At 49.3% G+C, this 24,501-nt stretch carries 25 protein-coding genes and 1 other RNA gene; 12 read left to right on the top strand and 14 right to left on the bottom strand.

Going from position 1 to position 24,501, the window contains the following annotated elements; all coding sequences use genetic code 11:
* The first annotated feature begins 290 nt into the window (after nucleotides 1-290).
* Nucleotides 291-995 (top strand): hypothetical protein, encoded by a 705-nt coding sequence (locus H6F90_RS21375; protein ID WP_190554212.1) that lies wholly within the window; start codon nucleotides 291-293, stop codon nucleotides 993-995.
* 98 nt (nucleotides 996-1,093) lie between these two features.
* Nucleotides 1,094-1,420 carry a thioredoxin family protein gene (locus tag H6F90_RS21370; protein ID WP_190554211.1) on the top strand — a complete coding sequence of 109 codons (327 nt, stop codon included), beginning with the start codon at nucleotides 1,094-1,096 and terminating at the stop codon, nucleotides 1,418-1,420.
* Here the strand turns inward: H6F90_RS21370 and H6F90_RS21365 are convergent.
* Together H6F90_RS21365 and H6F90_RS21360 are read right to left on the bottom strand one after the other, a co-directional pair.
* Nucleotides 1,417-1,641, bottom strand: a complete 225-nt coding sequence (locus H6F90_RS21365) for a hypothetical protein (RefSeq protein ID WP_190431609.1) — start codon at nucleotides 1,639-1,641, stop codon at nucleotides 1,417-1,419. The genes H6F90_RS21370 and H6F90_RS21365 overlap by 4 nt on opposite strands.
* Entirely contained in the window at nucleotides 1,638-3,419 is a 1,782-nt protein-coding gene (locus tag H6F90_RS21360; RefSeq protein WP_190554210.1) for a S8 family peptidase, read from the bottom strand. Before H6F90_RS21360 ends, H6F90_RS21365 begins: the two co-directional genes overlap by 4 nt.
* 118 nt (nucleotides 3,420-3,537) lie before the next feature.
* On the opposite strand from H6F90_RS21360, the gene H6F90_RS21355 reads away from it, so the two are divergent.
* The 4 genes from H6F90_RS21355 (at nucleotide 3,538) to thiD (ending at nucleotide 7,566) form a co-directional block, all read left to right on the top strand.
* A complete protein-coding gene (locus H6F90_RS21355; RefSeq protein WP_190554209.1) occupies nucleotides 3,538-3,957 on the top strand; it encodes a hypothetical protein in 420 nt (139 codons plus the stop codon).
* A 367-nt stretch (nucleotides 3,958-4,324) separates the two neighbouring features.
* A complete protein-coding gene (locus H6F90_RS21350; protein WP_190554208.1) occupies nucleotides 4,325-5,194 on the top strand; it encodes a cell division protein FtsQ/DivIB in 870 nt (289 codons plus the stop codon).
* A gap of 366 nt (nucleotides 5,195-5,560) precedes the next feature.
* Nucleotides 5,561-6,679, top strand: a complete 1,119-nt coding sequence (gene ftsZ / locus H6F90_RS21345; protein ID WP_199296090.1) for a cell division protein FtsZ — start codon at nucleotides 5,561-5,563, stop codon at nucleotides 6,677-6,679.
* A 68-nt stretch (nucleotides 6,680-6,747) separates the two neighbouring features.
* On the top strand, nucleotides 6,748-7,566 hold the full coding sequence (thiD, locus tag H6F90_RS21340; protein ID WP_190554206.1) for a bifunctional hydroxymethylpyrimidine kinase/phosphomethylpyrimidine kinase: 819 nt from the start codon (nucleotides 6,748-6,750) through the stop codon (nucleotides 7,564-7,566).
* 28 nt (nucleotides 7,567-7,594) lie between these two features.
* Here thiD and H6F90_RS21335 read toward each other — a convergent pair whose 3' ends face one another.
* The 7 genes from H6F90_RS21335 to H6F90_RS21305 form a co-directional block, all read right to left on the bottom strand.
* Nucleotides 7,595-8,002, bottom strand: coding sequence for a hypothetical protein (locus H6F90_RS21335; RefSeq protein ID WP_190554205.1), 408 nt, complete (start codon nucleotides 8,000-8,002; stop codon nucleotides 7,595-7,597).
* A 180-nt stretch (nucleotides 8,003-8,182) separates the two neighbouring features.
* On the bottom strand, nucleotides 8,183-8,551 hold the full coding sequence (locus H6F90_RS21330; protein ID WP_190431595.1) for a phasin family protein: 369 nt from the start codon (nucleotides 8,549-8,551) through the stop codon (nucleotides 8,183-8,185).
* A gap of 253 nt (nucleotides 8,552-8,804) precedes the next feature.
* An RNA gene (gene ffs, locus H6F90_RS21325) (signal recognition particle sRNA small type) lies at nucleotides 8,805-8,901 on the bottom strand.
* 54 nt (nucleotides 8,902-8,955) lie between these two features.
* Nucleotides 8,956-10,281, bottom strand: a complete 1,326-nt coding sequence (locus H6F90_RS21320; RefSeq protein WP_190554204.1) for a ribulose bisphosphate carboxylase small subunit — start codon at nucleotides 10,279-10,281, stop codon at nucleotides 8,956-8,958.
* A gap of 215 nt (nucleotides 10,282-10,496) precedes the next feature.
* Nucleotides 10,497-10,832, bottom strand: coding sequence for a ribulose bisphosphate carboxylase small subunit (locus H6F90_RS21315; protein WP_190554203.1), 336 nt, complete (start codon nucleotides 10,830-10,832; stop codon nucleotides 10,497-10,499).
* Nucleotides 10,833-10,878: 46 nt separating this feature from the next.
* Complete coding sequence (locus H6F90_RS21310) at nucleotides 10,879-11,289, bottom strand: chaperonin family protein RbcX (RefSeq protein ID WP_190554202.1); 411 nt, start codon at nucleotides 11,287-11,289, stop codon at nucleotides 10,879-10,881.
* 84 nt (nucleotides 11,290-11,373) lie between these two features.
* Nucleotides 11,374-12,804: a form I ribulose bisphosphate carboxylase large subunit gene (locus H6F90_RS21305; protein WP_190431588.1), complete on the bottom strand. Its 1,431-nt coding sequence runs from the start codon at nucleotides 12,802-12,804 to the stop codon at nucleotides 11,374-11,376.
* An 852-nt stretch (nucleotides 12,805-13,656) separates the two neighbouring features.
* Between H6F90_RS21305 and H6F90_RS21300 the strand changes: the two genes are divergently transcribed.
* Complete coding sequence (locus tag H6F90_RS21300) at nucleotides 13,657-14,775, top strand: two-component regulator propeller domain-containing protein (protein ID WP_190554201.1); 1,119 nt, start codon at nucleotides 13,657-13,659, stop codon at nucleotides 14,773-14,775.
* A gap of 129 nt (nucleotides 14,776-14,904) precedes the next feature.
* Entirely contained in the window at nucleotides 14,905-16,881 is a 1,977-nt protein-coding gene (locus H6F90_RS21295) for an alpha/beta hydrolase (protein ID WP_190554200.1), read from the top strand.
* A 12-nt stretch (nucleotides 16,882-16,893) separates the two neighbouring features.
* On the opposite strand, the gene H6F90_RS21290 is transcribed toward H6F90_RS21295, so the two are convergent.
* The 3 genes from H6F90_RS21290 to ispD all read right to left on the bottom strand — a co-directional run bounded on the left by H6F90_RS21290 (nucleotide 16,894) and on the right by ispD (nucleotide 18,989).
* On the bottom strand, nucleotides 16,894-17,229 hold the full coding sequence (locus H6F90_RS21290; RefSeq protein ID WP_190431583.1) for a hypothetical protein: 336 nt from the start codon (nucleotides 17,227-17,229) through the stop codon (nucleotides 16,894-16,896).
* Nucleotides 17,230-17,467: 238 nt separating this feature from the next.
* Complete coding sequence (locus H6F90_RS21285) at nucleotides 17,468-18,214, bottom strand: SDR family NAD(P)-dependent oxidoreductase (RefSeq protein ID WP_190554199.1); 747 nt, start codon at nucleotides 18,212-18,214, stop codon at nucleotides 17,468-17,470.
* 73 nt (nucleotides 18,215-18,287) lie between these two features.
* Nucleotides 18,288-18,989 (bottom strand): 2-C-methyl-D-erythritol 4-phosphate cytidylyltransferase, encoded by a 702-nt coding sequence (gene ispD / locus H6F90_RS21280; RefSeq protein ID WP_190554198.1) that lies wholly within the window; start codon nucleotides 18,987-18,989, stop codon nucleotides 18,288-18,290.
* Between the two features lie 86 nt (nucleotides 18,990-19,075).
* Here ispD and H6F90_RS21275 point away from each other — a divergent pair, with 86 nt between their 5' ends.
* Together H6F90_RS21275 and H6F90_RS21270 are read left to right on the top strand one after the other, a co-directional pair.
* Entirely contained in the window at nucleotides 19,076-20,050 is a 975-nt protein-coding gene (locus tag H6F90_RS21275) for a glycosyltransferase family 9 protein (RefSeq protein ID WP_190554197.1), read from the top strand.
* 7 nt (nucleotides 20,051-20,057) lie between these two features.
* Nucleotides 20,058-20,699: an HAD-IIIA family hydrolase gene (locus H6F90_RS21270; RefSeq protein WP_190554196.1), complete on the top strand. Its 642-nt coding sequence runs from the start codon at nucleotides 20,058-20,060 to the stop codon at nucleotides 20,697-20,699.
* On the opposite strand, the gene H6F90_RS21265 is transcribed toward H6F90_RS21270, so the two are convergent.
* Nucleotides 20,680-21,159 carry a CRR6 family NdhI maturation factor gene (locus tag H6F90_RS21265; protein ID WP_190554195.1) on the bottom strand — a complete coding sequence of 160 codons (480 nt, stop codon included), beginning with the start codon at nucleotides 21,157-21,159 and terminating at the stop codon, nucleotides 20,680-20,682. The genes H6F90_RS21270 and H6F90_RS21265 overlap by 20 nt on opposite strands.
* Before the next feature lie 176 nt (nucleotides 21,160-21,335).
* On the opposite strand from H6F90_RS21265, the gene thyX reads away from it, so the two are divergent.
* Together thyX and H6F90_RS21255 are read left to right on the top strand one after the other, a co-directional pair.
* The gene (gene thyX, locus H6F90_RS21260) at nucleotides 21,336-22,058 is read left to right on the top strand and encodes an FAD-dependent thymidylate synthase (protein ID WP_190554194.1); all 723 of its coding nucleotides are present in this window, start codon (nucleotides 21,336-21,338) and stop codon (nucleotides 22,056-22,058) included.
* Nucleotides 22,059-22,236: 178 nt separating this feature from the next.
* Nucleotides 22,237-23,265, top strand: a complete 1,029-nt coding sequence (locus H6F90_RS21255; RefSeq protein WP_190554193.1) for a hypothetical protein — start codon at nucleotides 22,237-22,239, stop codon at nucleotides 23,263-23,265.
* 93 nt (nucleotides 23,266-23,358) lie between these two features.
* Here the strand turns inward: H6F90_RS21255 and H6F90_RS21250 are convergent, their stop codons facing one another.
* Nucleotides 23,359-23,883, bottom strand: a complete 525-nt coding sequence (locus H6F90_RS21250; protein WP_242024566.1) for a hypothetical protein — start codon at nucleotides 23,881-23,883, stop codon at nucleotides 23,359-23,361.
* Nucleotides 23,884-24,501: the final 618 nt, after the last annotated feature.

The following is a 24,501-nucleotide window of genomic DNA, read 5'->3' as shown; positions in this document are numbered from 1 at the left end:
ACGGTGAAGTTAGGCAAAAAGTTACCAGTCATTTGCCAATTAATCAGAGCAATTGTCCATTTGTACAGACAACCTTCCGGATCTCAAGGCATGGCGCTAGAAAAGTAGTTTGGTAGATGCACCCTGATTTTAATCCCCTGGCTCCTTCGGGCAGTCGGGGGATTTTCTTTTGTGGGCTGGCTCAAGGCCTGGATCTTCACTGGAGCTTGATGCGATCGCTCAACTGCCTTGATTGCGGCTTCATAAGCTCGATGCTATGGTCGGAAAGCAGCTAGCCCCTGGTTTCGCAGATGGCATCCGCTTTATCCACAATTACGAAGAATATTCGTCAACAGCTTTTGGGCAATCGTTCTGTGCTGTGGATCAATGGCTTAACCTTGGTGCTTTTCCTGGTTTTGCTCACGCATGCCAAAGTTTGGGGCAGTCCCCAGGAAATTGAGTTCTTATTTCATAAAGCAGACCCCACCAAACAGCCTCACCTAGGCTTTCTCACCCTGATCTCCAATGTGCTGTGGGGCTTACCAGTAGCCTATTGTGCTTTTAGCTTAGGGTTGATGAAGCAGATTCACCCTCAGGGTAGGTTGGACCGTTTTCTCCTGCTCTCTGCCACTGGAATTTCGATCATTTTGATTGATGAGGTCTACCGGATTACGATTAGTTTGGTAACTTGGTTTGGCGTTTCTAAAGTGCTAATTGCCAGCCTTTATGGCGTAGCTGCCTTGGGCTATATCTTCAGCTTTCGAAAACGGATTCACTCCACACCCTACGCCTTACTCTTAGCAGCGATTAGTTTAGTTGTCATTTCCAGGGTGGTCGATTTGCTCAGAATTGCGGCTCCAGGGGCACCTGCCAGAATGCTGCTAGAAGATGGCACAAAGCTTTTGGGACTGGTGAATTTGACTTTGTACTGGTGGCTGGTCTGTCAGCAGGAAGTTTTGCGATCGCTTCAGCGATATCGTCAACCCACCTCTGTAAACGCGCATCAGCACCTATGATCGAAATTAAACCCTAGCGTCAGCTTGTGAGCCGCGATCGCAGGGTTGCCTCTAGTTTCGCTCATTCTAGTTTTGCTCAACGAAGGCAAGGGAATTTTATGGATCGAGCTGTTATCAAGTTTTCTTCAGAAGACTGTGGGACTTGCCACAAAATGTCTTTCTACGACCAGAAGGTGGCTGAAGAACTCGGTCTCCGCTTCATCAACTGCATGATGCAAGATACGGCCACTTACCGCCAGTATCGCAAGATTTTGTTGGCCCAATATCCTGACAAAGAAGGGATGGGGTGGCCCACCTATATTGTTTGTGACTCTCCTGATGCAGAATTTAAGATTCTTGGAGAAGTTAAAGGCGGCCACCCCAAAGGTGAATTTAGAAGTCGGTTACAGGCGGTTCTAGAAACAGTTCCGGCTGGCGAGAGTTAATCTTTCACTTCAAATTTGGTGACTTCTAAAACGGGGCCAATCATAGCGAATGTCATCACATCCTCCCGGACTTGGCCTTCCACCGTGACTTGGATGCCAGACTTTTTCAAGTCCCCAGGAGCATTGTGCAGTTCGTAAGATTGGCCATCTTCACCGACTAGCGCCCAAGTACCAGGCCCGATGCCTTTGCGCTCGATTTTGCCCGTGACTTTAATACTCATGCGGCTTCTCCTTCTCCTCTCGTTACCAGATAGGCTAACCCGAAACACAGCAGGGCGTTTACGGCTAAGTAAGCTTGGGCGATCGCGCCTGTACCGAGCCAAAGCAGGTGTGGAGACATAAACGCACTAATGGCTAAGCAAGAAGCGACTCCCAAAGTTGTGCCAACGGCAAACCACTTCCATTCCGCATGGCCGAGAAACAAGGCCAGCAAGAGGAAGGGAATCAAAACGCTGGCAAAGATAGGATTCAGTGCATTTGTCCCTTGAAGCGCCGTGCCTAATTCGGGAATTGAACTACCCATCACCCGGAAGGGCCACTGGGGCAAATCCATAATATAAAAGCCGCGAAAGACAAATAGCCCCGCGCTTCCAGCAACTAACCCACTAGTGAGCGGCCAACTCCAGAAAGGTAAGTAGTTGCGGAGGAACCAAGCCAGCAAGTAAGACCCCAGCACCATTGCGACCTTAGGTAGTATGGCCACGGCACCGCCATCAATCCAAAAACGGGGGTTGAGATAGCCATTATCCCGCAGCCAGCGGAAGAAATCGCGGAAGGTGATTTGCCCTCGCATTGCCAGTTTCACAGCATTGGCGGCATCTAAGTGACCTGCCCCATAGTAGTTGAGACCGTCATCTGTGACGGCGCGGGCCGACTCCAAAAGTACATTCCGAATCGCATCAGGTTCTTGTACCCCAGACGCTTTGATCAGCGCTGCTACACCAGCCACATGAGGAGCAGCCATGCTAGTGCCTTGGAAAGCTGCAAAGATCGGTGCGCCCGTTTCTGCATCAATCGTGTTTTGCAGAATGCCGCCTGTGCTGTCTTCACCTTGGGTTTGGCCACCTGGGGCTGCGATATCTACACCTGCCCCATAGTTGGAGTAGATGGCTTTTTCGCCTGTGGGACCTAAAGCGGAAACCCCAATCACATGTGGGTAGCGAGCGGGATAAGAAGCTGAGTTTTGATTGGCGTTGCCTGCGGCAGCGATGATCACCACGCCTTTGTCATGCGCATAGGCGATCGCTTCTTGCATGACTTCACTTTCGCCGCCACCCCCCAAGCTCATATTGATCACATCAGCATCGTGGTCTGCGGCAAACTTAATTGCTTCGGCAATATCGGCCACTGTGCCGCCACCCGCCGCACTCAAAACCTTCAAAGGCATCAGGTTTGCTTCATAAGCAACTCCCGCTACACCATAACCATTGTTAGTGGATTGAGCGATCGTGCCTGCGACGTGAGTACCATGACCGTTGTCATCACTAGCATCACTGCGATCGCTGACAAAGTCGTAGCCTTCCACAAACTGAGTGTCTTTGAGGTCAGGTACCCGGCTAACTCCCGTATCGATTACGGCGACGGTAACCCCACTGCCCTTAGTTTCATCCCAAGCAGCTTCCGCATTAATGCTTCTGAGGTTCCATTGCTTGCTGTATTCGGGGTCGTCAGGGGTGAAAAAGGCTCGATAAATATAGTTCGGCTCGATCGCTTCGGTAGACTTAGCCAGTTTAGATTTTTGTAGCGCTTGTAGAAGTCGAGAATTTCCTTCCACAATGTAAAGATGATCGCCCTCGGAAAACTCGCTATTTAACCGAGGCTTCACTTGATACTGCTGCGCGATCGCATCCAACTGTTGTTGAATTTGCACCGCTGGAATATCCTCGCGAAAATCCAGCACAATCGATTCGTAGGTTCCGTTTGCTGCCAATCCTTTAAAGCTGGCGATCGCTAACATTAGCCCCGCCAGAAACAAGCCCACCAGCCCCAGCCTTCTCATAGAAAATCATTACTACAGCTCGTTGCCTTCAACCATAGCTCACGCACTAGGGGGTAGCGGTAATATTGCAGGATAGTTACGGACTGATAATTTTTCTGGATTATCTCTAAATTCGATTATGGAAAGAGGTCTTTTGTGGCTACCCTTGCTAGGCGTCTTTATTTGGCTCGCTTGGGCAGGCTGGAACGAGTATCAAAAAGTAGAAGCTTACCGCCGCTGGGCAGAGCAATTTGAGCGAGCTAAATACGATATTTACGCCGTTCTGGGGCAGCAGGGCAGTGACCTTACTTGGGGGCAACCCACCCGTCGCGGCCCAATTAATTTAGCTGCTTTTTCACTCAAGGAAGTTCAAGCCATTCGCCTACTAGTGGACGACCAAGCAGTAGACTTAAACGCATTGCCACAAAAAGGTCGTAGTATTTTTCTGGAATTTTCTTTACCTAACCCAGCCCAGCCCATCCGCATCCCTTTCACGGATGTCACATTAGCAGCGAATTGGGGTAGACATCTGCAACAAGAACTTGGCAGCTACTCCTAACTGTTTAGCAACTCGTGACCCCGGCGATCGCCCCAACGTATTTTATAAAAGCTAGTAAAATTCTTGGAATTTGCCACGTTGCATGCTAAATCTGGCAACCTAGGGCAACGAGAGGCTAATTCACCCTCTACTAGGAGCTATCCCCTCTTAGATTTGGCTCTAGCGATCGCAAATTAAGCCAGTAGCGATTAAACTTCTACAGGGTTGGTTGCAAACACAGTCAATTCCTCGTTAATTCAGTTGATGGTTTGGTAACCAGTCTGCTCTTCACCCAATTGCCCAATTGCCCGTTCCTCGCTGCACTCACAAACTTATGCATCTCCCCTCTTCCCCCCATACTCTTCCTTTTGCGAATTGAGAGGTACCGATGACTAGTATTTCATCAGTCTCTCAAAACGAACTCGCGCAAAGACGCCAGAAGCTCCGCCAAGAACGACGCTTGAAAGCCTTGCAAACCAGTTGGCGCACCATAGCAGTCAGCGGTCTAGCGGGAGGGCTCGCTTGGGTGATCACCTTGCCAGGTTGGGTGATTCGCCAACCCGAACAAGTGGCGATCGCAGGTAATCGGTTTCTCTCGTCTCAAGCCATCCAGTCTTTATTGCCAATGGCTTATCCTCAATCGTTGCTGCAACTCGAACCTCAAGCGATCGCAGCCCAGTTAGAATCAAAAGCGCCGATCGAGGATGCCACTGTAGCACGTCAGCTATTCCCCCCCAGACTGATTGTGCAGGTCAAAGAACGCTATCCCGTCGCCATGATCTCCGATCTCCCTAACGCTGAAGCTATTAAAGACAAAGAGACAAAACCAGCAGCAGGTCTCTCAAATGTGGGATTTCTGGATGCGAATGGTGTCTGGATTCCCATTGAGAGCTATACTTCCTTTGATCAATCGTTCCAGTTGCCAACCCTCAAAATTGTTGGCTATCAAGAACAGAAGCGATCGCAGTGGGCTGAGCTGTATCAAGCAGTTAGCCAAAGCCCTGTGAAAGTCACAGAAATTGATTGGCGTGACCCAAGCAATATAGTCCTTAAAACTGAGTTAGGAATCTTTCATTTCGGCTCTTATAGTTCTAGATTTGCTGAGCAAATCCAAGCGATGGATCAGCTACGAAAACTCTCAGACAAGCTGAATCCCAAGCAAGTTGCTTATGTCGATCTACAAAATCCAGATGCTCCCTCAATTCAAATGCAGAAGGCCAATAACTCGGTAAAATCTAATACGGATAGCACTGATTGAGCTTGCCACCTGTAGGTAATAAGTCAGCGATAACTATCTTTAGGAATGCTGCTGATCAGTCAGATCAAATCAGATTAAAGATGGGTGGGAGCCTAATGCTATCATTGGTTTTTCAATCGACTTACCCTATAGTTAACTAGAGTTGCCCAGCGCTGCCCAGAATTAAAAAGTTGTTTATAAGCCATCCCCGATCCAATGACATCTAATAGTACATCTAATAGTAAATTGGGCTCTATCACCGAAGGCTCCCACGCAGAAGAGCAATCCTCTTTCTCAGTGGCAGATACTGCCAAAAACCCGTTTAGCAACTCTACAGTTCGGTTTAATCAATCTCGCGACGCAAAAGTTGTGCTAGAAGAATCTCGGATGGAGGGGATTGTCCCCAGTAGTGTTGCCAAAATCAAAGTAATTGGCGTTGGTGGAGGGGGTGGCAACGCAGTCAATCGCATGATTGCCAGCGACGTATCAGGAGTTGAGTTTTGGTCCGTTAATACGGATGCTCAAGCTTTGGCTCAAGCGATGGCCCCCAAGCATTTACAAGTTGGCCAAAAATTAACTCGTGGTCTAGGTGCAGGCGGTAATCCAGCGATCGGGCAGAAGGCAGCGGAAGAGTCGCGCGATGAAATTGCGGCGGCCCTAGAAAACTCTGACTTAGTGTTCATCACCGCTGGCATGGGCGGTGGCACTGGGACTGGTGCAGCTCCGATTGTGGCCGAGATTGCTAAGGAAGTTGGCGCTTTAACGGTGGGAGTCGTAACTCGTCCGTTTACCTTTGAAGGCCGACGGCGCACCAGCCAAGCCGATGAGGGCATCGCAGCGCTACAGAGCCGAGTAGACACCCTGATTGTTATTCCCAACGACAAACTACTGTCGGTGATCTCCGAGCAGACTCCGGTTCAAGAAGCGTTCCGAGTCGCTGATGATATTTTGCGCCAAGGGGTGCAGGGGATTTCTGACATCATTACCATCCCTGGTTTGGTTAACGTGGATTTTGCAGACGTGCGAGCCGTGATGGCTGATGCAGGCTCTGCCTTAATGGGCATCGGCATTGGTTCTGGCAAGTCACGGGCGAGAGAAGCCGCGATGGCAGCTATTTCATCACCTCTTCTGGAATCCTCTATTGATGGCGCTAAAGGGGTTGTCTTCAATATCACAGGTGGCACCGACTTAACACTACATGAAGTTAATGCTGCTGCCGAAATCATCTATGAAGTCGTTGATCCCAATGCCAATATCATCTTTGGGGCAGTCATCGACGAGCGCATGCAGGGAGAAATTCGGATCACGGTCATTGCCACAGGTTTTACGGGTGAGGCTCAACCCGCAGCTCAACCCGCTAGAGTCGCGCCACTGCGCCGAGGTGTCACCCCTCCGATTACGCCTCAAGCTCCTCAAACGCCAGTCAACGAGCCGAGAAATAGACCTGGTGAACCAGACATTCCTGAGTTTCTTCAAAGAAGAAGAGAGAGACCCCCAACCCGTTAAAGACTCGCTCAAGAGTTGAGTGCCCTTAGGCAGTGATATTTCAGTTCGTCACTTTGGATTGATTTAATATGACCCTGACAGGGAATTCACGGATTCCTGTGGCACTGACGATCGCGGGTTCTGATAGCGGTGGTGGGGCAGGAATTCAGGCTGACTTACGCACTTTTGCCTTTCATCAAGTGCATGGCACTAGTGCGCTCACTTGTATCACGGCCCAAAATACTTTAGGAGTCAATCGCGTTGATGCGTTGCCTGCTGCGGCTGTCGTGGCTCAGATAGAAGCGGTGGTGCAAGACATCAGGGTGCAAGCGACTAAGACGGGGATGCTGCTGAACCAAGAAATTATCGCAGCGGTGGCACAGCAGGTGCAGCTTTTGCGACTGCAGAATTTGGTCGTCGATCCAGTCATGGTGTCTCGGACTGGAGCACAGTTGATCGATGACTCGGCGATCGCCACCTTAAGAGATGCCTTAATTCCCCAAGCTGCGATCGTCACCCCCAATCGCTACGAGGCTCAACTTTTAAGCGGTCTGACAATCGCCACACTCGATGACATGCAAGCAGCGGCTCAACGGATTTATCAGCTAGGAGCTAAAGCAGTATTGGTCAAAGGCGGGGGCATGGCTGGCGAACTGCGAGGGGTTGATGTCTGGTTTGATGGCCAGCATCTAGAAACTTTGACCACTTCTAGTGTTGACACAAAAAACACCCACGGCACTGGCTGCACTCTCTCAGCCGCGATCGCCGCTAATCTAGCAGACGGCAAAGATTTACTGTCTGCTACCAAGATGGCTAAAGATTACGTCACTACAGCCTTGACTCACGCTCTGGATATCGGGAAAGGACAAGGCCCTGTAGGTCACTTTTTCCCTTTATTGTCCCGCTGAGAGTTTAGCTGTAGGTATAAGCGAACCCCTAGAACGATTCCCAATCAGAGCACTTCTCTGTCTCTACTCCGTAGGGGTGCATGCCACAGACTAGAGGATTACCACCGTAAATTTGCCCGTGATAGTGGCTACATCCCATGCAAGCAGGATGTTTAGTGACAATTGGCTCTACGTTGTAGAACAAAGGTTCCATCGATTCTATGTCGGAACTCTCCAACCCAAAATATAGCTCTAGGAACGAGCTGGTCAGCTCATCAAGTCGCTGGTCAACTTCAGTAAAAATCGTGCCTTGTACTTGTTCTACGATTTCCTCTGAGAGCTTGGCAAAGATATCAATCGCATCATCAATATCTCGCTTTACCTCTAAAAAAAACAGCTCTACTTCATCAGCTACTAATTCGAAGCTAGTAAAGAAATCTTTTGACCAATCTTCCATAAATTTGTTGCTTGTCTGCAAGCGAGAGCGGGGACTGCGCCGAGCTTGTCTCTAGTCAGCGCCAACATACTGGATGAAACCCCCATCTACCAACTTCAGCTTTAACAATTGGTGAGGGAGACTGATCAAAAATCATAACTTAGATAGATGACTCCGTAGCATTCTGTTTACACACAGCAACTACTCTCGCTCTAGGCGCCGTAGTTCCTCTTGCAAATCCATCACTTGCTGGCGCAAATTGTCTACATTTTGCGTTTCAGCCTTAGTTGGCTCTTCATCATCTGAGAGAATTTCGATCCGTCGCGGTTCCGAGCTTGTTGGCTCTGGAGCGGGAGTTGCTCCAGGTTGCTGGGCTCGATTCACCATATCGTCAACAAATCGACGGGCTTCTTCTGTGCTCATCTCGCCCTTAGCCACGAGTTCATCTGCTAGTTTTTGGGCTTGTACCCGTAGTTCCCCTAGCTTGCCGCCTGCTTTCTCGCCTGCATAGGAGGCCAGTCCGACTCCTAGGTAAAACGCTTTTTGGACAAGATCACCAAATCCAGCCATATCAACCACAGCTCCTTAGCAGTTTAAGAGTTTAATTGTAGTGAGCCATGCCAGAAGTTTTGCTATATTTCACTTCTAGCATCCAGACTCTGGAAGCAGATGCTTCTAGGATAAGCAGAAATCGAAATCACTGCCCATAGCTATACGGCCTGGCTTGCTAGCTTAGCTTGTTAAATGAAAAACTCTATAAGCTCAGGTAAGCGTAATATGTAGCGATCGCCCCTGGCAGTTTGTAAGTACCCCTTAAAACAAAGGAGACCCGGAGACCACGCCTGCTATAAGCATCCCGTATTGCTGCTACCTTCCGGTCCTGACAAGATTTGGGCGTTATGGCCGCGTGGGTCCGAGTCGATCCTTATTATAGCCCGAGTTACGTCAATTTTTCTATCTAGCAACTCAAATTATTAACTCGATTTGCCATTTGGGCGTTGAACTACCGTTTCCATCATGCGGCGCTTGGCTTTGGGATCAATGCCCACCACCCGAACGTAGTCATTACTATGCTCTGCTAAGCAGGCTTCTAACGCTGTGATCGCTTCTGACTCATGGCCTTGAATCGCAGCGTAGGATTGCCAGGAGTTAGTACGGAAGCGACGCTCATCCACAAATTCAATGCCCAAGCGGTAGCCTTGAGCCAAAATTTGCTGGACTTGGTCCGCCGCCTCAACATTTAACTTGGTGCTAGTAGAGTGGGTCTGCTGAGCTGTAGGCTGGGGACGCTGGTTAGATTCCTGGTTCACGCTTTTGGAACGGTTGCCATTGGCAGGCTGAGGAGGAGCGATTGGCTGTTCAGGTCGAGGTTGGGGAGCCGGGCGAGATTCCTCTTCATTGGTCCGATGGAATCCTAGCCGCAAGTTGCGATTGTATTCTTCTGACAAGCGCATTTGCTGCACCCGTTGCTGCTCTTGCACCATAAATTCACCGACTTCAATTAGATGCGGCAAGCTAAAGTCAGGTCTGTGGAATTCGGGGGGGCGATCACCGCTATTAACCACCCTGAGGGAGACGCGATCGTACCCGATATCTTTAATGAAGTTCAGCACCTGTTCATCGTAGAGCCGAGACCGAAGCGCTCCAAAGAAATCGACAGACTGATTGATAAAGTGATCGACAAGCTGTTCAATGTTTTGCTGCTGAATCGCATCCGCTTCAAAAATGCCACCAACAATGCCAATTTTGTCGTCCCGATTCGGCTCCCAATAGAACTTATCCATCCGCCCGTCCCGGATCAGGGGGGCGTATAAAGTTGACAAGTCATTTCCTGTGATAATGATCGGCACACGGTGCAATGGGGTCGAGTCGTAACTGCCAGGGAGTTGGACGTTGGTAGGGTTGTCGGCAATATTCATTAAGGTGCCGTTCACCAACTGGGTGTTTACGGTGTACTGCGTCCCTTGATCAAGTCGCCCAGCTCCAGCGTCTAAGTCGTTGATCATCAGCACGGTCATTTTGCCTCGCGTCCGCACCAACTCGGCAGCTTCTCGGTACCTTAGGCGGATTAGGCGAGCCGGATCTCCCGCATCTGGACTCTCTAACTCGCCCGCCGACATATGGACAACTTCGACCCCCAGGCGCTCGAAAACTAACTCGCACTGAAAAGATTTCCCTTCACCTTTACGACCGTGGATGCCTAAGAGCAACGGAACTCGGACGTTGGGTAAATCGAGAAAGTTTTTTGTGATATGAACAGCTAGCTTATCCAGGAAGCGAGGCGAGATGTAGTAGCTCATGACGTTGGGGGAGGTAAACTGCTGGGCCTAAAACTAATGTTAAGTTTTTCTGACAAACGCAATCGCTAAATGGCGCAAAGAATCTTAAATAATCCAAAAAATAAGGAGAGGTAGAGTCTTCTACCCCTCCAGACTTTCACCTAGGAGAGTGATTGCACTAGGTTGATATTAAGCACAGGTCGACAAATGTCCTGGCTTACTTGGTAGATACAAGCTTAGTAGCGGTTGGTGTTGGGCTTGTGAACGATAAAGCTCAACACTTGGCACTGCTTGATGTTGTCGAAACCCACAACACGGATGTAGGAACCAGAGTACTCAGAGCGGCAAGCGCGTACTTCACTGAGAACTTCTTGAGTGCTAGATGCACCAAACAGAGGCAACTTCCACAAAGTCCAGTAGTGCTGCTCAGGATCAGAATCTTCGCTGAACTCTACAGCAGGAATGTAGCCTTGGTCGAGGATGTACTGGAGTTGTCTGGTGATTTGAGCGTCAGACAGAGGGGGAAGATAGGATAAGGTTTCGTAACGACGCTCTTTGGGTAGAGTTCTCATGGGTCCTGTTGCTATTTCTTACGTTTACGGGGACTAAATCTCACTGCTAACCCGGGAGGTTATCCAGATTAGATTCAGAATCTTGGACAGGTTCAGGCTGGGGGGAAACATCGGTCGTGGTGAGCTGGCTCATTCGCTCCAGCTGTTGACGCCGGTGCTCAACGTTGGCCTGCTTAATGTCAGCACGCGCCATTTCGGGTAGAAATTCGGTTACTGACTCCGCTAGATGCTCTCTTACGGTCATGATGCGAAATGCCAGTTCCTGATTTTCTTTCAGGAGCGCTTTGAGGTATAGTTCTCCGTCTTGGATGGTGCCTTGACCAGAGAAGCGATGCAACCAAAGGGCTAATGGCGGATTCGTTTCACTTAATTGAGCTAGGACTGTTCGCATTGCCTGGTAAGTCAGGTAGCTAACTAGCACCTTCGTTGTATCTTTGGCAATTCTTTTGATATCCATGCAACGACCCCAGCCAATGGAAACAGATGAAGGATGAGGGATGAAGGATGAAGTTTGCCTTCATCCTTTGTATTTCCTTCAGCCTTAGAGAGTGTCCATTGCCTCGAATTCGAACTTGATTTCTTTCCAGAGTTCGCAGGCGGTCGCCAATTCAGGGCTCCACTTGCAAGCTTCACGGATGACGTCGCCGCCTTCACGCATCAAGTTGCGACCTTCGTTACGAGCTTGGATACAAGCTTCCAAAGCCACGCGGTTAGCGGTTGCACCAGGTGCGTTACCCCAGGGGTGACCGAGGGTACCACCACCGAACTGCAAGCAGGAGTCATCACCAAAGATTTCTACCAGCGCTGGCATGTGCCAAATATGGATACCACCAGAAGCCACAGGCATTACACCAGGCATGGAAGCCCAATCTTGGGTGAAGAAAATACCACGAGAGCGGTCTTGCTCCACGTAGTTCTCACGCATCAAGTCAACGAAGCCCATGGTGATCGCTTTTTCACCTTCGAGCTTACCTACAACGGTACCGGAGTGCAGGTGGTCACCACCGGACATCCGTAAGCACTTCGCCAAAACGCGGAAGTGAATACCGTGGTTCTTCTGACGGTCGATAACCGCGTGCATAGCCCGGTGAATATGGAGCAGGACTCCATTATCACGGCACCAACGAGCCAGGGTGGTGTTTGCAGTGAAACCACCGGTGAGGTAGTCGTGCATGATGATGGGGGTGCCAATTTCTTTGGCGAATTCAGCCCGCTGCATCATTTGCTCACAGGTAGGAGCAGTCACGTTGAGGTAGTGACCCTTGATCTCGCCAGTCTCAGCTTGAGCTTTTTCAATTGCTTCTTGAACGAACAGGAAGCGATCGCGCCAGCGCATGAAAGGCTGAGAGTTGATGTTTTCGTCGTCTTTGGTGAAGTCGAGACCACCACGCAGACATTCGTAAACGGCACGACCATAGTTCTTAGCAGACAAACCAAGCTTAGGCTTGATGGTGCAACCCAACAGAGGACGACCGTACTTGTTCAGTTTGTCGCGCTCAACTTGAATCCCGTGGGGAGGACCTTGGAAGGTCTTCAAGTAAGCAACAGGAATCCGCATGTCTTCAAGACGCAGAGCCCGGAGTGCTTTGAAACCAAACACGTTACCTACAATCGAGGTCAACATGTTGGTCACAGAACCTTCTTCGAACAGGTCGAGAGGGTAAGCGACGTAGCAGAAGTACTGGTTGTCTTCACCAGGAACGGGCTCGATATCGTAGCAACGACCCTTGTAGCGATCGAGGTCGGTCAGCAAGTCGGTCCATACAGTGGTCCAAGTACCTGTGGAAGACTCAGCAGCTACAGCAGCGCCAGCTTCTTCGGGAGGAACGCCAGGCTGAGGAGTTACCCGGAAAGCAGCCAACACGTCTGTATCTTTGGGTGTGTAGTCTGGGGTGTAATAGGTCAGGCGATAATCTTTAACACCAGCCTGATACCCAGTTTTTGTCTGAGTCTTACTTTGCGAATATGACATACTTTCCCTTCCTAGGAATCACTCAACTTACATCGATTAACTGAGTGCATCCAGACCAAATTGAGACTATAAAGATACTTCTCTAACCGAGTCTGAATACTGTGCGTAGGTACCTTTGCCTATGAACTTGACATTGCCAAAGCTTCACTAAGCTGGTGCGACCCCACCTTTTACCTGGTTCACTCTGTGCCCATCGGTAAGCTCAAACAAAATATATCAGGAATTCAATAAGCTAAACCTTAAACATTCTTTACTCACTTATATTTTTTACTTATAGAAAGATCTTAAAAGTAAAAGTTACATATTTTTCTTGATGGATCTCAATTCAAACGGGAGTAGAACCGCATAAATTCGTCGTTTTCTTAAATTAAGTTCATTTGAAAAATTGCCATCTTATGCATGTAGAGTTCAATCGAAAATAAATTAGGGATCAAGAATCTCAGGGAAATATTAGATAAATTCATCAAGTCGTATTCAAAGTAGGGGGACTTACGATCGCCCACTGATCAAGCCTATGTTTTTTTCACGGCCAAGCAATTTTTAACTCTGAATTTATTTGCATCTAGTAGCTGGCGATCGCTCTAAATTCGGAACATTTTTTGCCGAATTCCTGACTGATTCAGGAACTAGCGGGGTATGCTGATGCACAAGATGCTATTCAGCCTCAACTGTTCTAGCTCTAGGGACTCAACTCGGCTGTCCCTAAGGCTTATAGTAGGGTGGGTCGAAATTCTCTATTCCTAGATAATTAAGGCGCGATCGCGCTCTAAAACTCATACACTTACTGGGTTGAGAGCCTCTCATTTGACGTCTATTATTTCACTGCTTACTTCCCACGGTAGGAGCTTTGTCATGGCAGCTTTGCGAACTCATATTGGTGTGATTTTTGGTGCCACATTGCTATGGCTAGGTTTGCCGGGGGTAATTAGTCAATTTAACGGGCTAGCTAGCCGTACCTTGGCTCAATCAGCAGTTGGAGGTAGCGCGCCCGTTTACCCCAGAGAAGCGCCACCCCTCCGCGTGAGGCCGCTACCTAGCGATCGTCAATCACAAGAAACTGAAACCCTGGGAGCAGATTTCCGGGTGACTGCCTTACAGCCAGGCTCTACAGGCAGTTTGTGGGTGGGGTCTTGGCAGGGTTTAGCCCGGATTAACCCCAATACAGGCAACATTTTGGCGCGAATTAAACTGCCAAACTACACCATTGGAGCCTTGGCGCAAGACAAAGTGGGGCGGATTTGGGTAGGAACTTATACAGGTCTATTGCGCGTTGACCCTCGAAGCAATGAAACGACCGCCCAAAATTTCTCTTTGCCCTCTAACCGAGTCTTGTCGCTGCTAACCGATCGCCGGGGCTATCTGTGGGTAGGGACCGATCGCGGTTTGGCACTGATTAGCCCCGATCAAGGGCTGCTGATGACCACCGTGAAAGATTTGCCAGGGGTGAGTGCCAATGCTTTAAGCCTCGACCCGCAAGGGCAACTGTGGGTGGGCACTTTAGAGGGATTGGTGCAGATCAATACTGCCAATGGCTTTATCCTCAGACAACAACCGGATGTGCCCGGAACCACGGTTCAAGCCTTGACGCTTGGTCCTAGAGGGACTTTGTGGGCTGGCACTCCCAATGCGCTGCTCGAAGTTGACCCTAGGACTGGCCAAGTACTGCGATCGGTGACTCAGCTCCGGGGTCGCAATGTCATATCGGTACAGTTCGACAAAGTGGGGAGTCTTTGGGTTGGCACCACTAAGGGCTTGGTGCGGGTCAATCCTTACAACGGAGCGATCGCGGGTCAAATCCCTAACTTGCCTTCTGATGAAATTTTGGCCCTCTCTCCTGACACGGGAAATAAAGTGTGGGTAGGCACCAGTGAAGGATTGGGTTGGGTCAGCTTGACAACTGGCGAATCTAAATCACATTTAGCTTTTACTCGTCAAGATGCTGAATCTCAAAATCAAGCTCAACAGCCCTAACCGGAATTGAGAACTATGAAGGATTAGTTATTTTCAGGTGTTAAGTCAAGTCCGAAGTTTAGAATTTGCCAATTCACTCGGATTTATTGACCTTCGACCTGTTTACTGATCCTCAGTTTGAAATTGCTTATGGTTACTCGGCGCTTTTTCGACAGTCTACCGTTCTCGTGGGAAGGAAAATCTGCTGAAACCATTCAGAATGATTGTCGTTGGCTAGAATTCATTACGCGCAATGCGGCCCCATTTTCTGACTGGTGGACTAAAGCGCGAATTGTTCAGCTGGCTTATCCCACGCCTCCCCATCCGCTAGTCACGACAGCAGAGCCCTTACCAACTTATGCGGGGTTAGGCTCGGAAGCAGCGATCGCCGAAGTTTTGCAGAGCTTATGCAGCCCAGAGAAGTATCCTGACTTTCATCGCAAAGTGAATGTTGAGTTTGTGACGGAAACGCTCAACTGTTGGAAGTTGCGCCAGTTTTCTCAAGCAATTAGCCGCAACTTTGAGGTTTACGCCGATCTTGAGCATCCCAATACTTTTTTGGTGACGAGTACCGCTCCGGTTTCGCTAGAGGTCGATCGCCAACTGCCTCCTTCACACCGATTTCGGCCTCTGTTCAACGTCGATGAATTCGCTCGGATCGTTCAGGAGCGTGATGCTAAGCGGCTTAGCCTTAGAACTCATGGCTATTCCAGCCCTGCTTCAGGTTTTTACGAATCGTTTACCAATGAAGCCGACGAGCTAAACCGTCCTGACCCCGCGACCCACGCCCGAACGCTACAGGACGACCACTTTTACATCGGCTACCAATGGCCGAGTGAGCAGCCTGTGACTAGTCCTGGTTTGTGGGCTGACTACCGCAGCCATCTCGGCATTGTTTTCAAGTTTTTATTTGTGGTGAGCGGGATTGCGGGAATTTTTGGCACGCTGCTCTACATTTTTTTGAAGCTGTTCGGCATTCCAGTACTGAAGTTGCTGGGGTTGCTACCTGGCGTTGCTCAAGTCTGGGAGTGGACCGATTTTGTGGACACCGTCGATTTGGCGGTGCAGTGGTACTGGATTGTACCCACGATATTTCTGCTGTGGACGATTGTGTTTCTGCTGCTGCGGGTTGTGGTCTATCTGCGCGATCGCTATCGAGCGATTCACTATGGCGCGCCAGATTTAGCTGAGTTTTTCTGGCGGTTGGACCGAGCCTTAAGCAATCTCGCCAAGCGTTCAACCTCTGATTCGCCTCAGGCAATAGAGACAAATGCACCAACCACAAGCGGTCGCCAGCTCAGCCTCAATCTCATCGGCCACAGCATGGGTGGGCTTTTGGTGGTCACTGTGCTGCGAATTTTGTCCGATCGCTTTGGCAAGGATGACCAAGGTAGCTTACTGCCTGACCCCAGCAGCCCAGTGGGAGAAGAAGCTGACAGCATTGGCGAGCATCTGCGCTTAGACACGTTGATTTTGGCCTCACCAGATATTCCCTTGGAATTTATGCGAGAGGGCCGCAACAACTATGTGCGATCGGCGATGCGGCGCTGTCGACGAATTTATTTGATGTCGAGCGATCGCGATATTGTGCTGCGTTATCTGTCTACGGTGAGCAATTGGTTTAGTGAGCCGAGTATTCAGATGGCGGGGATGCGGTTGGGCAATCTGTACCTGAAGCCGATTCGGGTCAGCGGTAGTATCCAGTACCGTCCTTACATCCGCATCATGGTTCATTCGGAGCGAGCGGTACAACCAACTTCGTCTTATGAGCTGTTCCGCAAGTTCAATTATCTAGATTGCTCGGAGATGCGGGGTGACCAAGGAACGGGTGGCGTGAATGCGGTAGCTTTTTCGCTGAATCGGTTTAATGGTCTGCTGATTGACCTGATCAACACAACGCTATTTTTGTTTGGCATCAAAAAGCTGGATGTGCATGGTGGCTATTTTCAAACCAACACGCAATCCTTCCAGATTCTCAAGTTTTTACTCACGGCTAATTTTTTGGCGGATGAGGTGATTAAGGGTGAAATCGAAGCGATGATTGCGGGGACTCCGATTAAGTTTTTGCCGAGTGAGTCTTGGGTGATGCCTACTTCTACTGCTGACTCAACTGTGACTGGAGCTTGAGTGGGGCGATCGCTAAATTCGGCCTGTGGTGATTAATTTAGAACCCCCACCTAAACAGAGCAAGCATAAAAATAGTGTCCACAGGCTGGTAGGCCGCAACACTACTCCGCCGCTCATAAATACTAGGAGAATTCCTAGACCCACGAACAACCATCCTGTCTGGCGAATACTGCGACTTCCCAAAACTAATATACCGATACCGCTGGCTATGGAAATTACTGAACCTGCGGCTGGAATGTCTCGCCACCAATAAGGTGATATCCGGGTGGTGAAAATGATGTTTTGGCCCAGGAAGTAGACACCAACTAAAACTAGAGCCAGACCAATCAGTTTATTCAGGAGGCGCATGAGTCAATTGCACAGCTAGGTCGTCCAGTCAGTTCTAGCATGTCTGTTAGCGATCGCTTGGATTTTGAGAAAAGCTCAATTTGGTAAATCCGATCCCTTGAGGGCACCTGCCCTCAAACTCCCGCTGAGGGACGGTTGCGTCCCCCAGACCCCCTCCAAACGAAGCTGACGGTGAGTGTTTCGAGTCTTTTTTCTCTGACTTCTCTCTCCTCTCACTCCTCACCTTTCATCCTTAAATTCACAACCGCACTAAGCCACCATCGATCGCTAGGGTTTGTCCGGTGATCAAGGCGGCATCCTGGCAGGCGAGAAATGAGACAGCACCAACGATCTCGTCGGGGACAGCAGTTCGTTTGATGGCTTGCATCTGGGCGATCGGGTCAAACATATGCAGTTGTGGTCCTGCTTCTGTGGTGCCTGTGCGGACTAAGCCTGGAGCAACTGCGTTGACGGTAATGCCAAATTCTCCCATTTCGGTGGCTAAGGCTCTGGTTAAGCCGATCACACCCATTTTGGCGGCGTTGTAGTGAGCCAGGTTGGGAATCACTAGCCAATTAGCGGTGGAAGTGAGGTTAATAATGCGGCCAAACTGACGCTCTTTCATGCCTGGAATAAAGGCTTTGCACATGAGGAATGTGCCATCCAAGCTTACAGCTAGCACTTTGCGCCAATCTTCAAAGCTCATCTCATCAAAAGCATGAAAGGGATAAATGCCTGCGTTGTTGACCAGAATGTCACATTTTCCCAGTTGCGCTTGCACTACCGCTGCAAACTCAGCGACAGATTCAGGATCAGTAACGTCACAAATTTGCGCGATCGCCTTCTGGCCTATCGCTTTCACGATGTCTTCGGTCTCGGTGGCGAGTGAGGTGGCGGCGATCGCGACATCAGCTCCATCTTCCGCCAGTCGCTTGGCAAAGGCTTGCCCCAAACCTTTAGAGCCACCCGTCACCACAGCCACTTTACCTGCTAATCTTTTACTCATAACAGCGTCCCTATTCCTTAAGCTGGCGTTATTTTAGGAACTTGGCTTTCTGGAAGTAAAGCAGCAATAAATTTTAAGTCGGAGTTGAGGAGCTTAAGCGTTGGCGCAGAATGAACTCTGCGATCGCCAAATCTACTGGAGTAGTCACTTTCAAGTTGGTTTCTTCTCCGGGCACAATCCGCACAGGCAGGTTGCACTTTTCAAACAAGGCGGCATCATCGGTGACTTCCCAACCTTGCGATCGCCCTGCTTCGTGACATTGCTTTAGCTGGCTTACGTCAAAGCCTTGTGGCGTTTGAGCGGCCCACAAAAATTGGCGATCGGGGGTGCTGTTGATCCAAGGGGTTTCTGGCTCTACAACTTTGATTGTGTCTTTGACGGGGATGGCGGCAATCAGCCCGGAACACTCGAACAAGGCTTCAGCACAGCGATCGAGCAATTCTGGAGTTGCTAAACAGCGGGCACCATCATGAATCAGCACACGATCGGCTGCAGGCGGGAGTGCTTGCAGACCGTTGTAAACCGATTCCTGACGAGTCGATCCACCTTGAATCAGCTCTACAGGCTTGGTGAGGGAGACGCTAGCAATAATTTCTTTGAAGTCAGGCCAATCTTCTGGCTGGCCCATAATGCCAATCCATTGGATGTGACGAGACGCTTCCGCCGCCCGCAAGGTCCAAGCGAGCAAAGGTTTTTCTAGGAGGGTCAGGAGCAATTTATTGCGATCGCTACCCATGCGACGACCCATTCCGGCGGCTGGAATTAATAAGTACACAAGACTGACTAGTTAGGAATGATTGTTTTGCTAGGTATATCTTCACCTAAAATAGGGAGCGTCAGTCAACTTAAACTCTTCTAATAATGCGAGTACTGGCCCTTGTCCCTGGCGGGATCGGCGATCAACTTCTGTTCTTCCCGACCCTTGATGACCTAAAACGGGCATACCCCGATGCCCAAATTGATATTGTCGTGGAACCCCGCGCCAAAGATGCTTACAGAGTCTGTAAGTCTGTTCACGACATCATTCCTTTTGATTTCAAACAAAACAATAGTTTGGCAGACTGGGGCAACCTGCTCGGTATCATCCGCGATCGCGAGTACGATATTGCCTTGTCACTCGGTCAGCGTTGGGCGATCGGGCTGTTGCTTTGGCTCACTGGCATTCCCACGCGGGTTGGCTACGCAGCTGGTGGGGCTCGTTTCTTAACTAACCCAGTGCCGCTGAAGCAAGAGCAGTATGCCGCTCAGATGTACCATGACCTCTTGCAAGGTCTTAACATCTCCGGGGCATCTTCCGAAATCACCATTAATGTTCCTAAAAAAGATATTGAGTGGGCCGAAGCGGAGCAAAAGCGCTTAGGTATTCAGGAAAGTGGTTATGTCCTGATTCACGGTGGATCCAGCAAACTGTCTAAAGCTAAAGGTATTGATAAAATTTACCCGGTGCAAAACTGGCAAAAGATTATTCAAGATTTCCGAAAACGGCAACCCAATCTCCCTATTGTGGTGGTGCAAGGGCCAGATGATGCGGAGTTTGTCACTGAGCTACAGGCAGCAGCCTCAGATGTAAAAGTGACCAAACCGAGTGATATTGGCAAACTGGCAGCCATGATTGCGGCGGCTAACTTGATGCTCTGCACCGACAGCGCCCCGATGCATCTCGCGGTTGCGGTCAAAACCTTTACGCTAGCGTTGTTTGGGCCTACCAACCCTGACAAACTCCTCCCTCAAACCAACGGTTCGAGAGAAACTCGCTTCGTGGGCATCAAATCTCCTACTGGCAAGATGGCAGACATCACGCCAGAAACGGTCCTCAAGAAAGTTTGGGGCAGTTAGAGGCAGGATGTACGCCTTTGGCGTTCCCGCAGGGTGGGATGAAGGGGCAGGAGGCAGGGCTGCGGTTTTTTTGGACCGTGATGGGGTTCTGAATATTGAGGCTGGCTACATTCACAACGTTGAAGATTTGCATTTGGTCCCAGGTGCAGCTGAAGCAGTGCGGCGGTTGAATGACCAAGGCTTATTTTGCTGCTTGGTGTCCAATCAATCGGGGCCAGCCCGCAACTACTATCCCATTAGCCATGTCGAGGCTTTGCACCAGCGGCTCTGCGCTCTCTTGCAGCAAGAAGCACAGGCCCATTTAGATGCGCTATATTTTTGCCCTACCTTAAGCCCCCCAGAAGGTGGGATAAATCCAGATTTAGCGAGCTGGAGCACCTGGCGTAAGCCCAATACAGGCATGCTGATTGCGGCAGCATGGGAGCATAACCTCGACATCAGCCGTAGTTTCATGGTCGGAGATAAAGCGACAGACATTGATATGGCCCATAATGCTGGCTGTACGGGCATTCTCGTCCAGACTGGTTTTGGCGATCGCGTTCTGGGTGGTGAGTACCAACATCACACCCGCCCTGATTACATTGCCGCCGATCTCCCTGCTGCTGCTGAATGGATTCTTAAACAGTTAGCTACACAGCCACTAAATTAAAAAATTCGTCATCCAGCTCATAACCAAACATCTGAGCCATTGATTTGACGCGGGCTTTGCTGGGGATGCCATACTGCTTCAGCCAATCCGCCAAGGTAAATACCTTCTTCATCACAAACAACTCCAAAGCCTCTGGGTTGTATTGGATGCCTTCAACGCGATGAAACTGGTGGGGCACTAGCATGGCAGTGTAACGAGCCAGTTCTCCCGCCTTCCAATCGAGCAAAAAAGGTAACCAAGGATAAGCGGCATCAAGCCGCACAAACCACAGCCGAATCTCAGGGATTTCGGGCAACTCTCTAGGGTCTTCAGGCTCACGCGGATATTCAATTTCAAAGGTGATTTGCTGTTCTGTAGCCGCGATCGCTCCCTCTCGAATGAGTTTCTCAATCACAGTTTGCACGGGCGATACATCTAGGCTGTTGAAATGTTCGGGCTTGAGCGAAATTGTGATTGTCATTGACCTTCCAAGCTGAAGAAATTGTTTCGGCAGCCAGTCTGCCAGGAATGATTCAATTTTCGCTGAATTCAACCGCAATATTGCATTCTTACCAACTTCTTGGCGAAACCAAGGGGCGATCAGGCAGTCAGAAAAGCAGTATGATCAGTTCCCGTGATTTTTAGAGATGGGCGGACATGCAGAGATTCCAGGTTGAAGTCCTGAGGGCAACCTCAAATCCTCAACAGGCGATTTATTTAGCCATGCACCAGGACTACAGCGAAGCCTGGGTTTACGCAGAGCGCGATCACTGGCCTGATGAAGCTAAGTGTGGCGAGCTAATCACCAAAAACTTACTAGCCGGAAATCGGGGCCACTACGGCCCCCTAGAGCATCCGCAAATTATCCTCAACTGCGGCTGGTTCCCTCACTCCACCATGCAGCAAATTCGTACTCATCGCGTGGGCGTCTCTTTTGATGTTCAATCCTTCCGTTATACAGGTCAGCGCATTATTGATGTCGTGGAGGGAAAGCGAGATGTTGAAGATGTCTTCTATCTACGTCCCCTAGGCTTTTACACCGATCGCCAAGGTAAGCGCTACGAATACACCGAAGAACTGAGAAAGCAAGATTTGGAGTGGTGTTTTGCAGGTTGCGAACGCTACAAACTCCGCATTGACCAAGGTTTCTCTGAGGAACATGCCCGCAGCCTAATTCCCTTTGATGTGCGGCAGCATTGGGTAATGTCCGCCAACGTGCGATCGCTGATGCATCTGATCGACCTCAGGTGGAAAGCAGATGCCCAACTAGAAGCTCAAAAGCTCTGTGAGCTCATTTGGCCTCACTTCCAGGCTTGGGTTCCGGCGATCGCGGAGTGGTACGAAACCAACCGATTGAAGAAAGCTCGCTTAGCGCCATAGCTCTTTGTGAGTGCCAGAGTCAAGCGGTAAAAGAATTTTTTACCGTTAAAACATATTTCTCGAGTTTAGGAACCTCCGAATTTGCTCAGCAGTCAAGTGGGTGGAAATACGAGCGACTTTTAAGAGTCAAGCGTAAAACTTTACGAGTCCGTGCTCTTTCACCTACTTTCATCGACCTATGAAGAATACTGTGCATGGTACTTCCAAGCCGAGTCGTCCACTCTGGCAGCGAGCTTCAGTTGTAGCGATCGCTTCAACGATGATTTTGGGCAACTACAGCGCTCAACAAGCCATCGCTTTTACCCAAACCAGCACTGACAACACAGAAACGGCTGTAGCATCTGATATGCAGCTTAGCCAAACCGTGCAGATTGCCAAGAAGTTGGATGCTCACCGGGGTCACTTTGGTTTAACGATTTTGCAACCGCAAGGTACGCTTTCCTACGTCACCGCTCGCGTCTCGCTCAAGGCCAAGCGTTCTAATACCTACTTAGCAGAGCGCTTGATCGGAGATTTTCGCTACAAGTTGAAAGGCAAGATTAAAGAAAAAGACGGCAAGTACAAGCTGAAATCTAAGGCGAAATTCATCCGAGGCTTGAACGAAGGCGATCGCGTCGTGATCCGCCTGTTCAACCAACAAAATCAGCTTATCGGTTACACCGAGTGCGATCTGCTGTCGGATAACGCTGCCATCACCCTGATTCTGCCCGACCAACCCAGCCAATATGGTGTAGTACGAACTATTTACGGAATTGATGCCAACCAGGATGGCCTGATTGACGCTAGAACCAACACCTACGATTACTTTACGCAGGTGACAGGCGCTAGCTACAGCGAGCAGCGAGTGACTTTCCTCAGCAGTTCTCAGACGATCAACACCAGCAGTTTCCAGATTGCGGGTCTCCCCACCCCACCCCAAAACTGCGCTTACACCAACTCTTTTACGAATGGCAGCTTTGCGGTCGTCAACCGTACTGTACAGGTCTTCAGTTCCAACTTAGCTTCTGCAATTACTGCACCTCCGGGTCAAGTCGTACAAGTAATCGATGTGAGCGATACTAATGTCTCAACATACGAAGCTAGCAATCTGATCCTGAACTACAAGGCGGTAGGGGTCAGCGAAGGCAGCGTTACCAGCACCAGCGATTATGAATACAAGTCAAGCACCAAAGTGAAGGAGAAAAAAGGCAAAAAGGACAAAAAATAGCCTATATTCACTATTCATTTAGCCTCTGAATTGCAATCTAGTAGGGAGTTGGCTTCAGCTCGCTACTTTTTTTGTCGCTACTGAGGTTTGCCGCTACCGAGGTTCTACCTTGGTAACCGATCGCTCATCTACACCCAGGGTCAGCTCTAGGGGTGTGTTGTTTGGCAATGCCTTGACGATGGTTCGGTACACGTCATAGTTAGTGGAGGCGGTGGTTGAGCGATCCCCACTCTGATAAGTAATTTTATACTCCACAGTTTTGAGGATCTGGGGAGTACTAATTTTTTCGTAGGTGCGTTGCCGCCGCTCCATTTCATCTACAGTTGGCCGAGGCGGTAAAGCAGGCCACCACAAACCCCGGTCATCTGGTCCTGTCACTGCGCCTTCGGGCCGATTGCCGTTGCGATTGAGTAGAGAAGTCGTCGCGAAGGCTTCGGTACGAGTTGCTTGATCACGACCTGGGTTGGTGGAATATTCCACTTGCCACGTATAAATAGTACGAGCCGTCGCTTCATATTGGTTGGTGGTTAGAGTTTCGCACCCTACCAGCGCGATCGCCAAACTAGCTCCCATGCAAAGCCTCAAAAGCCTCACAGAAGCACCCACACTGTAAGTCATAAAACCCTCCCCATCAAAATTCTAATTTTTTGTCTATTCCTTAACAAAAAGCTAGTTTCTTAGAGAACAAATATAGAAATAATTAATTTTTAAGCCGATCGCTAATTTAGCTTTGCTCTTAAGCAGGGTAACAGAAGATAGATTGGCATTTCCCAACAAAATCTTTACTTTTTAGCCAAGATTTTTCTTGCACCAGAATTAGAAGCTCATAAATCCATATCTACATTAAAACTATTTCTTAATAATTCATTGGCATCAAAAAAACTAAGACTCAGCGCAATAACTATTCAAAACAACTCTCACCTTCTTCCAAATTCTTCAACTTTATTGCTTTCGCTTAAGATGTCCTTTCTTCAACTTGAGCCTTAATTGAGAAGCACCATCTGTAAAGAGTTTCACCGATCATAAAGACAAGTATGAAAAAGATTGGAGGCACAGTAGACATATTAAAAGATAGGTCGATATGAACCTTAATATTTTTTACTTAAACTGATTTTCATCAATGATCATGCTGCAAAAAATATATTTATTTTAGCAGGCGTTAATCTTCGGCAATATAAATAGCTCCTGCCTAACACCTCAAAGCTAAAGAAAGTAAAAAGCTGGATTTAGCTTCTA

The organism is Trichocoleus sp. FACHB-591 (assembly GCF_014695845.1).
GTDB lineage: Bacteria > Cyanobacteriota > Cyanobacteriia > FACHB-46 > FACHB-46 > Trichocoleus.
This window is presented reverse-complemented; position numbering and strand designations above follow the sequence as displayed.

Excerpts from the sequence above, each read along its gene's own strand:
- H6F90_RS21375 (WP_190554212.1), top strand. The coding sequence starts at position 291 with ATGGCATCCGCTTTATCCACAATTACGAAGAATATTCGTCAACAGCTT.
- H6F90_RS21370 (WP_190554211.1), top strand. The coding sequence starts at position 1,094 with ATGGATCGAGCTGTTATCAAGTTTTCTTCAGAAGACTGTGGGACTTGC.
- H6F90_RS21365 (WP_190431609.1), bottom strand. The coding sequence starts at position 1,641 with ATGAGTATTAAAGTCACGGGCAAAATCGAGCGCAAAGGCATCGGGCCT.
- H6F90_RS21360 (WP_190554210.1), bottom strand. The coding sequence starts at position 3,419 with ATGAGAAGGCTGGGGCTGGTGGGCTTGTTTCTGGCGGGGCTAATGTTA.
- H6F90_RS21355 (WP_190554209.1), top strand. The coding sequence starts at position 3,538 with ATGGAAAGAGGTCTTTTGTGGCTACCCTTGCTAGGCGTCTTTATTTGG.
- H6F90_RS21350 (WP_190554208.1), top strand. The coding sequence starts at position 4,325 with ATGACTAGTATTTCATCAGTCTCTCAAAACGAACTCGCGCAAAGACGC.
- ftsZ (WP_199296090.1), top strand. The coding sequence starts at position 5,561 with ATGGAGGGGATTGTCCCCAGTAGTGTTGCCAAAATCAAAGTAATTGGC.
- thiD (WP_190554206.1), top strand. The coding sequence starts at position 6,748 with ATGACCCTGACAGGGAATTCACGGATTCCTGTGGCACTGACGATCGCG.
- H6F90_RS21335 (WP_190554205.1), bottom strand. The coding sequence starts at position 8,002 with ATGGAAGATTGGTCAAAAGATTTCTTTACTAGCTTCGAATTAGTAGCT.
- H6F90_RS21330 (WP_190431595.1), bottom strand. The coding sequence starts at position 8,551 with ATGGCTGGATTTGGTGATCTTGTCCAAAAAGCGTTTTACCTAGGAGTC.
- H6F90_RS21320 (WP_190554204.1), bottom strand. The coding sequence starts at position 10,281 with ATGAGCTACTACATCTCGCCTCGCTTCCTGGATAAGCTAGCTGTTCAT.
- H6F90_RS21315 (WP_190554203.1), bottom strand. The coding sequence starts at position 10,832 with ATGAGAACTCTACCCAAAGAGCGTCGTTACGAAACCTTATCCTATCTT.
- H6F90_RS21310 (WP_190554202.1), bottom strand. The coding sequence starts at position 11,289 with ATGGATATCAAAAGAATTGCCAAAGATACAACGAAGGTGCTAGTTAGC.
- H6F90_RS21305 (WP_190431588.1), bottom strand. The coding sequence starts at position 12,804 with ATGTCATATTCGCAAAGTAAGACTCAGACAAAAACTGGGTATCAGGCT.
- H6F90_RS21300 (WP_190554201.1), top strand. The coding sequence starts at position 13,657 with ATGGCAGCTTTGCGAACTCATATTGGTGTGATTTTTGGTGCCACATTG.
- H6F90_RS21295 (WP_190554200.1), top strand. The coding sequence starts at position 14,905 with ATGGTTACTCGGCGCTTTTTCGACAGTCTACCGTTCTCGTGGGAAGGA.
- H6F90_RS21290 (WP_190431583.1), bottom strand. The coding sequence starts at position 17,229 with ATGCGCCTCCTGAATAAACTGATTGGTCTGGCTCTAGTTTTAGTTGGT.
- H6F90_RS21285 (WP_190554199.1), bottom strand. The coding sequence starts at position 18,214 with ATGAGTAAAAGATTAGCAGGTAAAGTGGCTGTGGTGACGGGTGGCTCT.
- H6F90_RS21275 (WP_190554197.1), top strand. The coding sequence starts at position 19,076 with ATGCGAGTACTGGCCCTTGTCCCTGGCGGGATCGGCGATCAACTTCTG.
- H6F90_RS21270 (WP_190554196.1), top strand. The coding sequence starts at position 20,058 with ATGTACGCCTTTGGCGTTCCCGCAGGGTGGGATGAAGGGGCAGGAGGC.
- H6F90_RS21265 (WP_190554195.1), bottom strand. The coding sequence starts at position 21,159 with ATGACAATCACAATTTCGCTCAAGCCCGAACATTTCAACAGCCTAGAT.
- thyX (WP_190554194.1), top strand. The coding sequence starts at position 21,336 with ATGCAGAGATTCCAGGTTGAAGTCCTGAGGGCAACCTCAAATCCTCAA.
- H6F90_RS21255 (WP_190554193.1), top strand. The coding sequence starts at position 22,237 with ATGAAGAATACTGTGCATGGTACTTCCAAGCCGAGTCGTCCACTCTGG.
- H6F90_RS21250 (WP_242024566.1), bottom strand. The coding sequence starts at position 23,883 with ATGACTTACAGTGTGGGTGCTTCTGTGAGGCTTTTGAGGCTTTGCATG.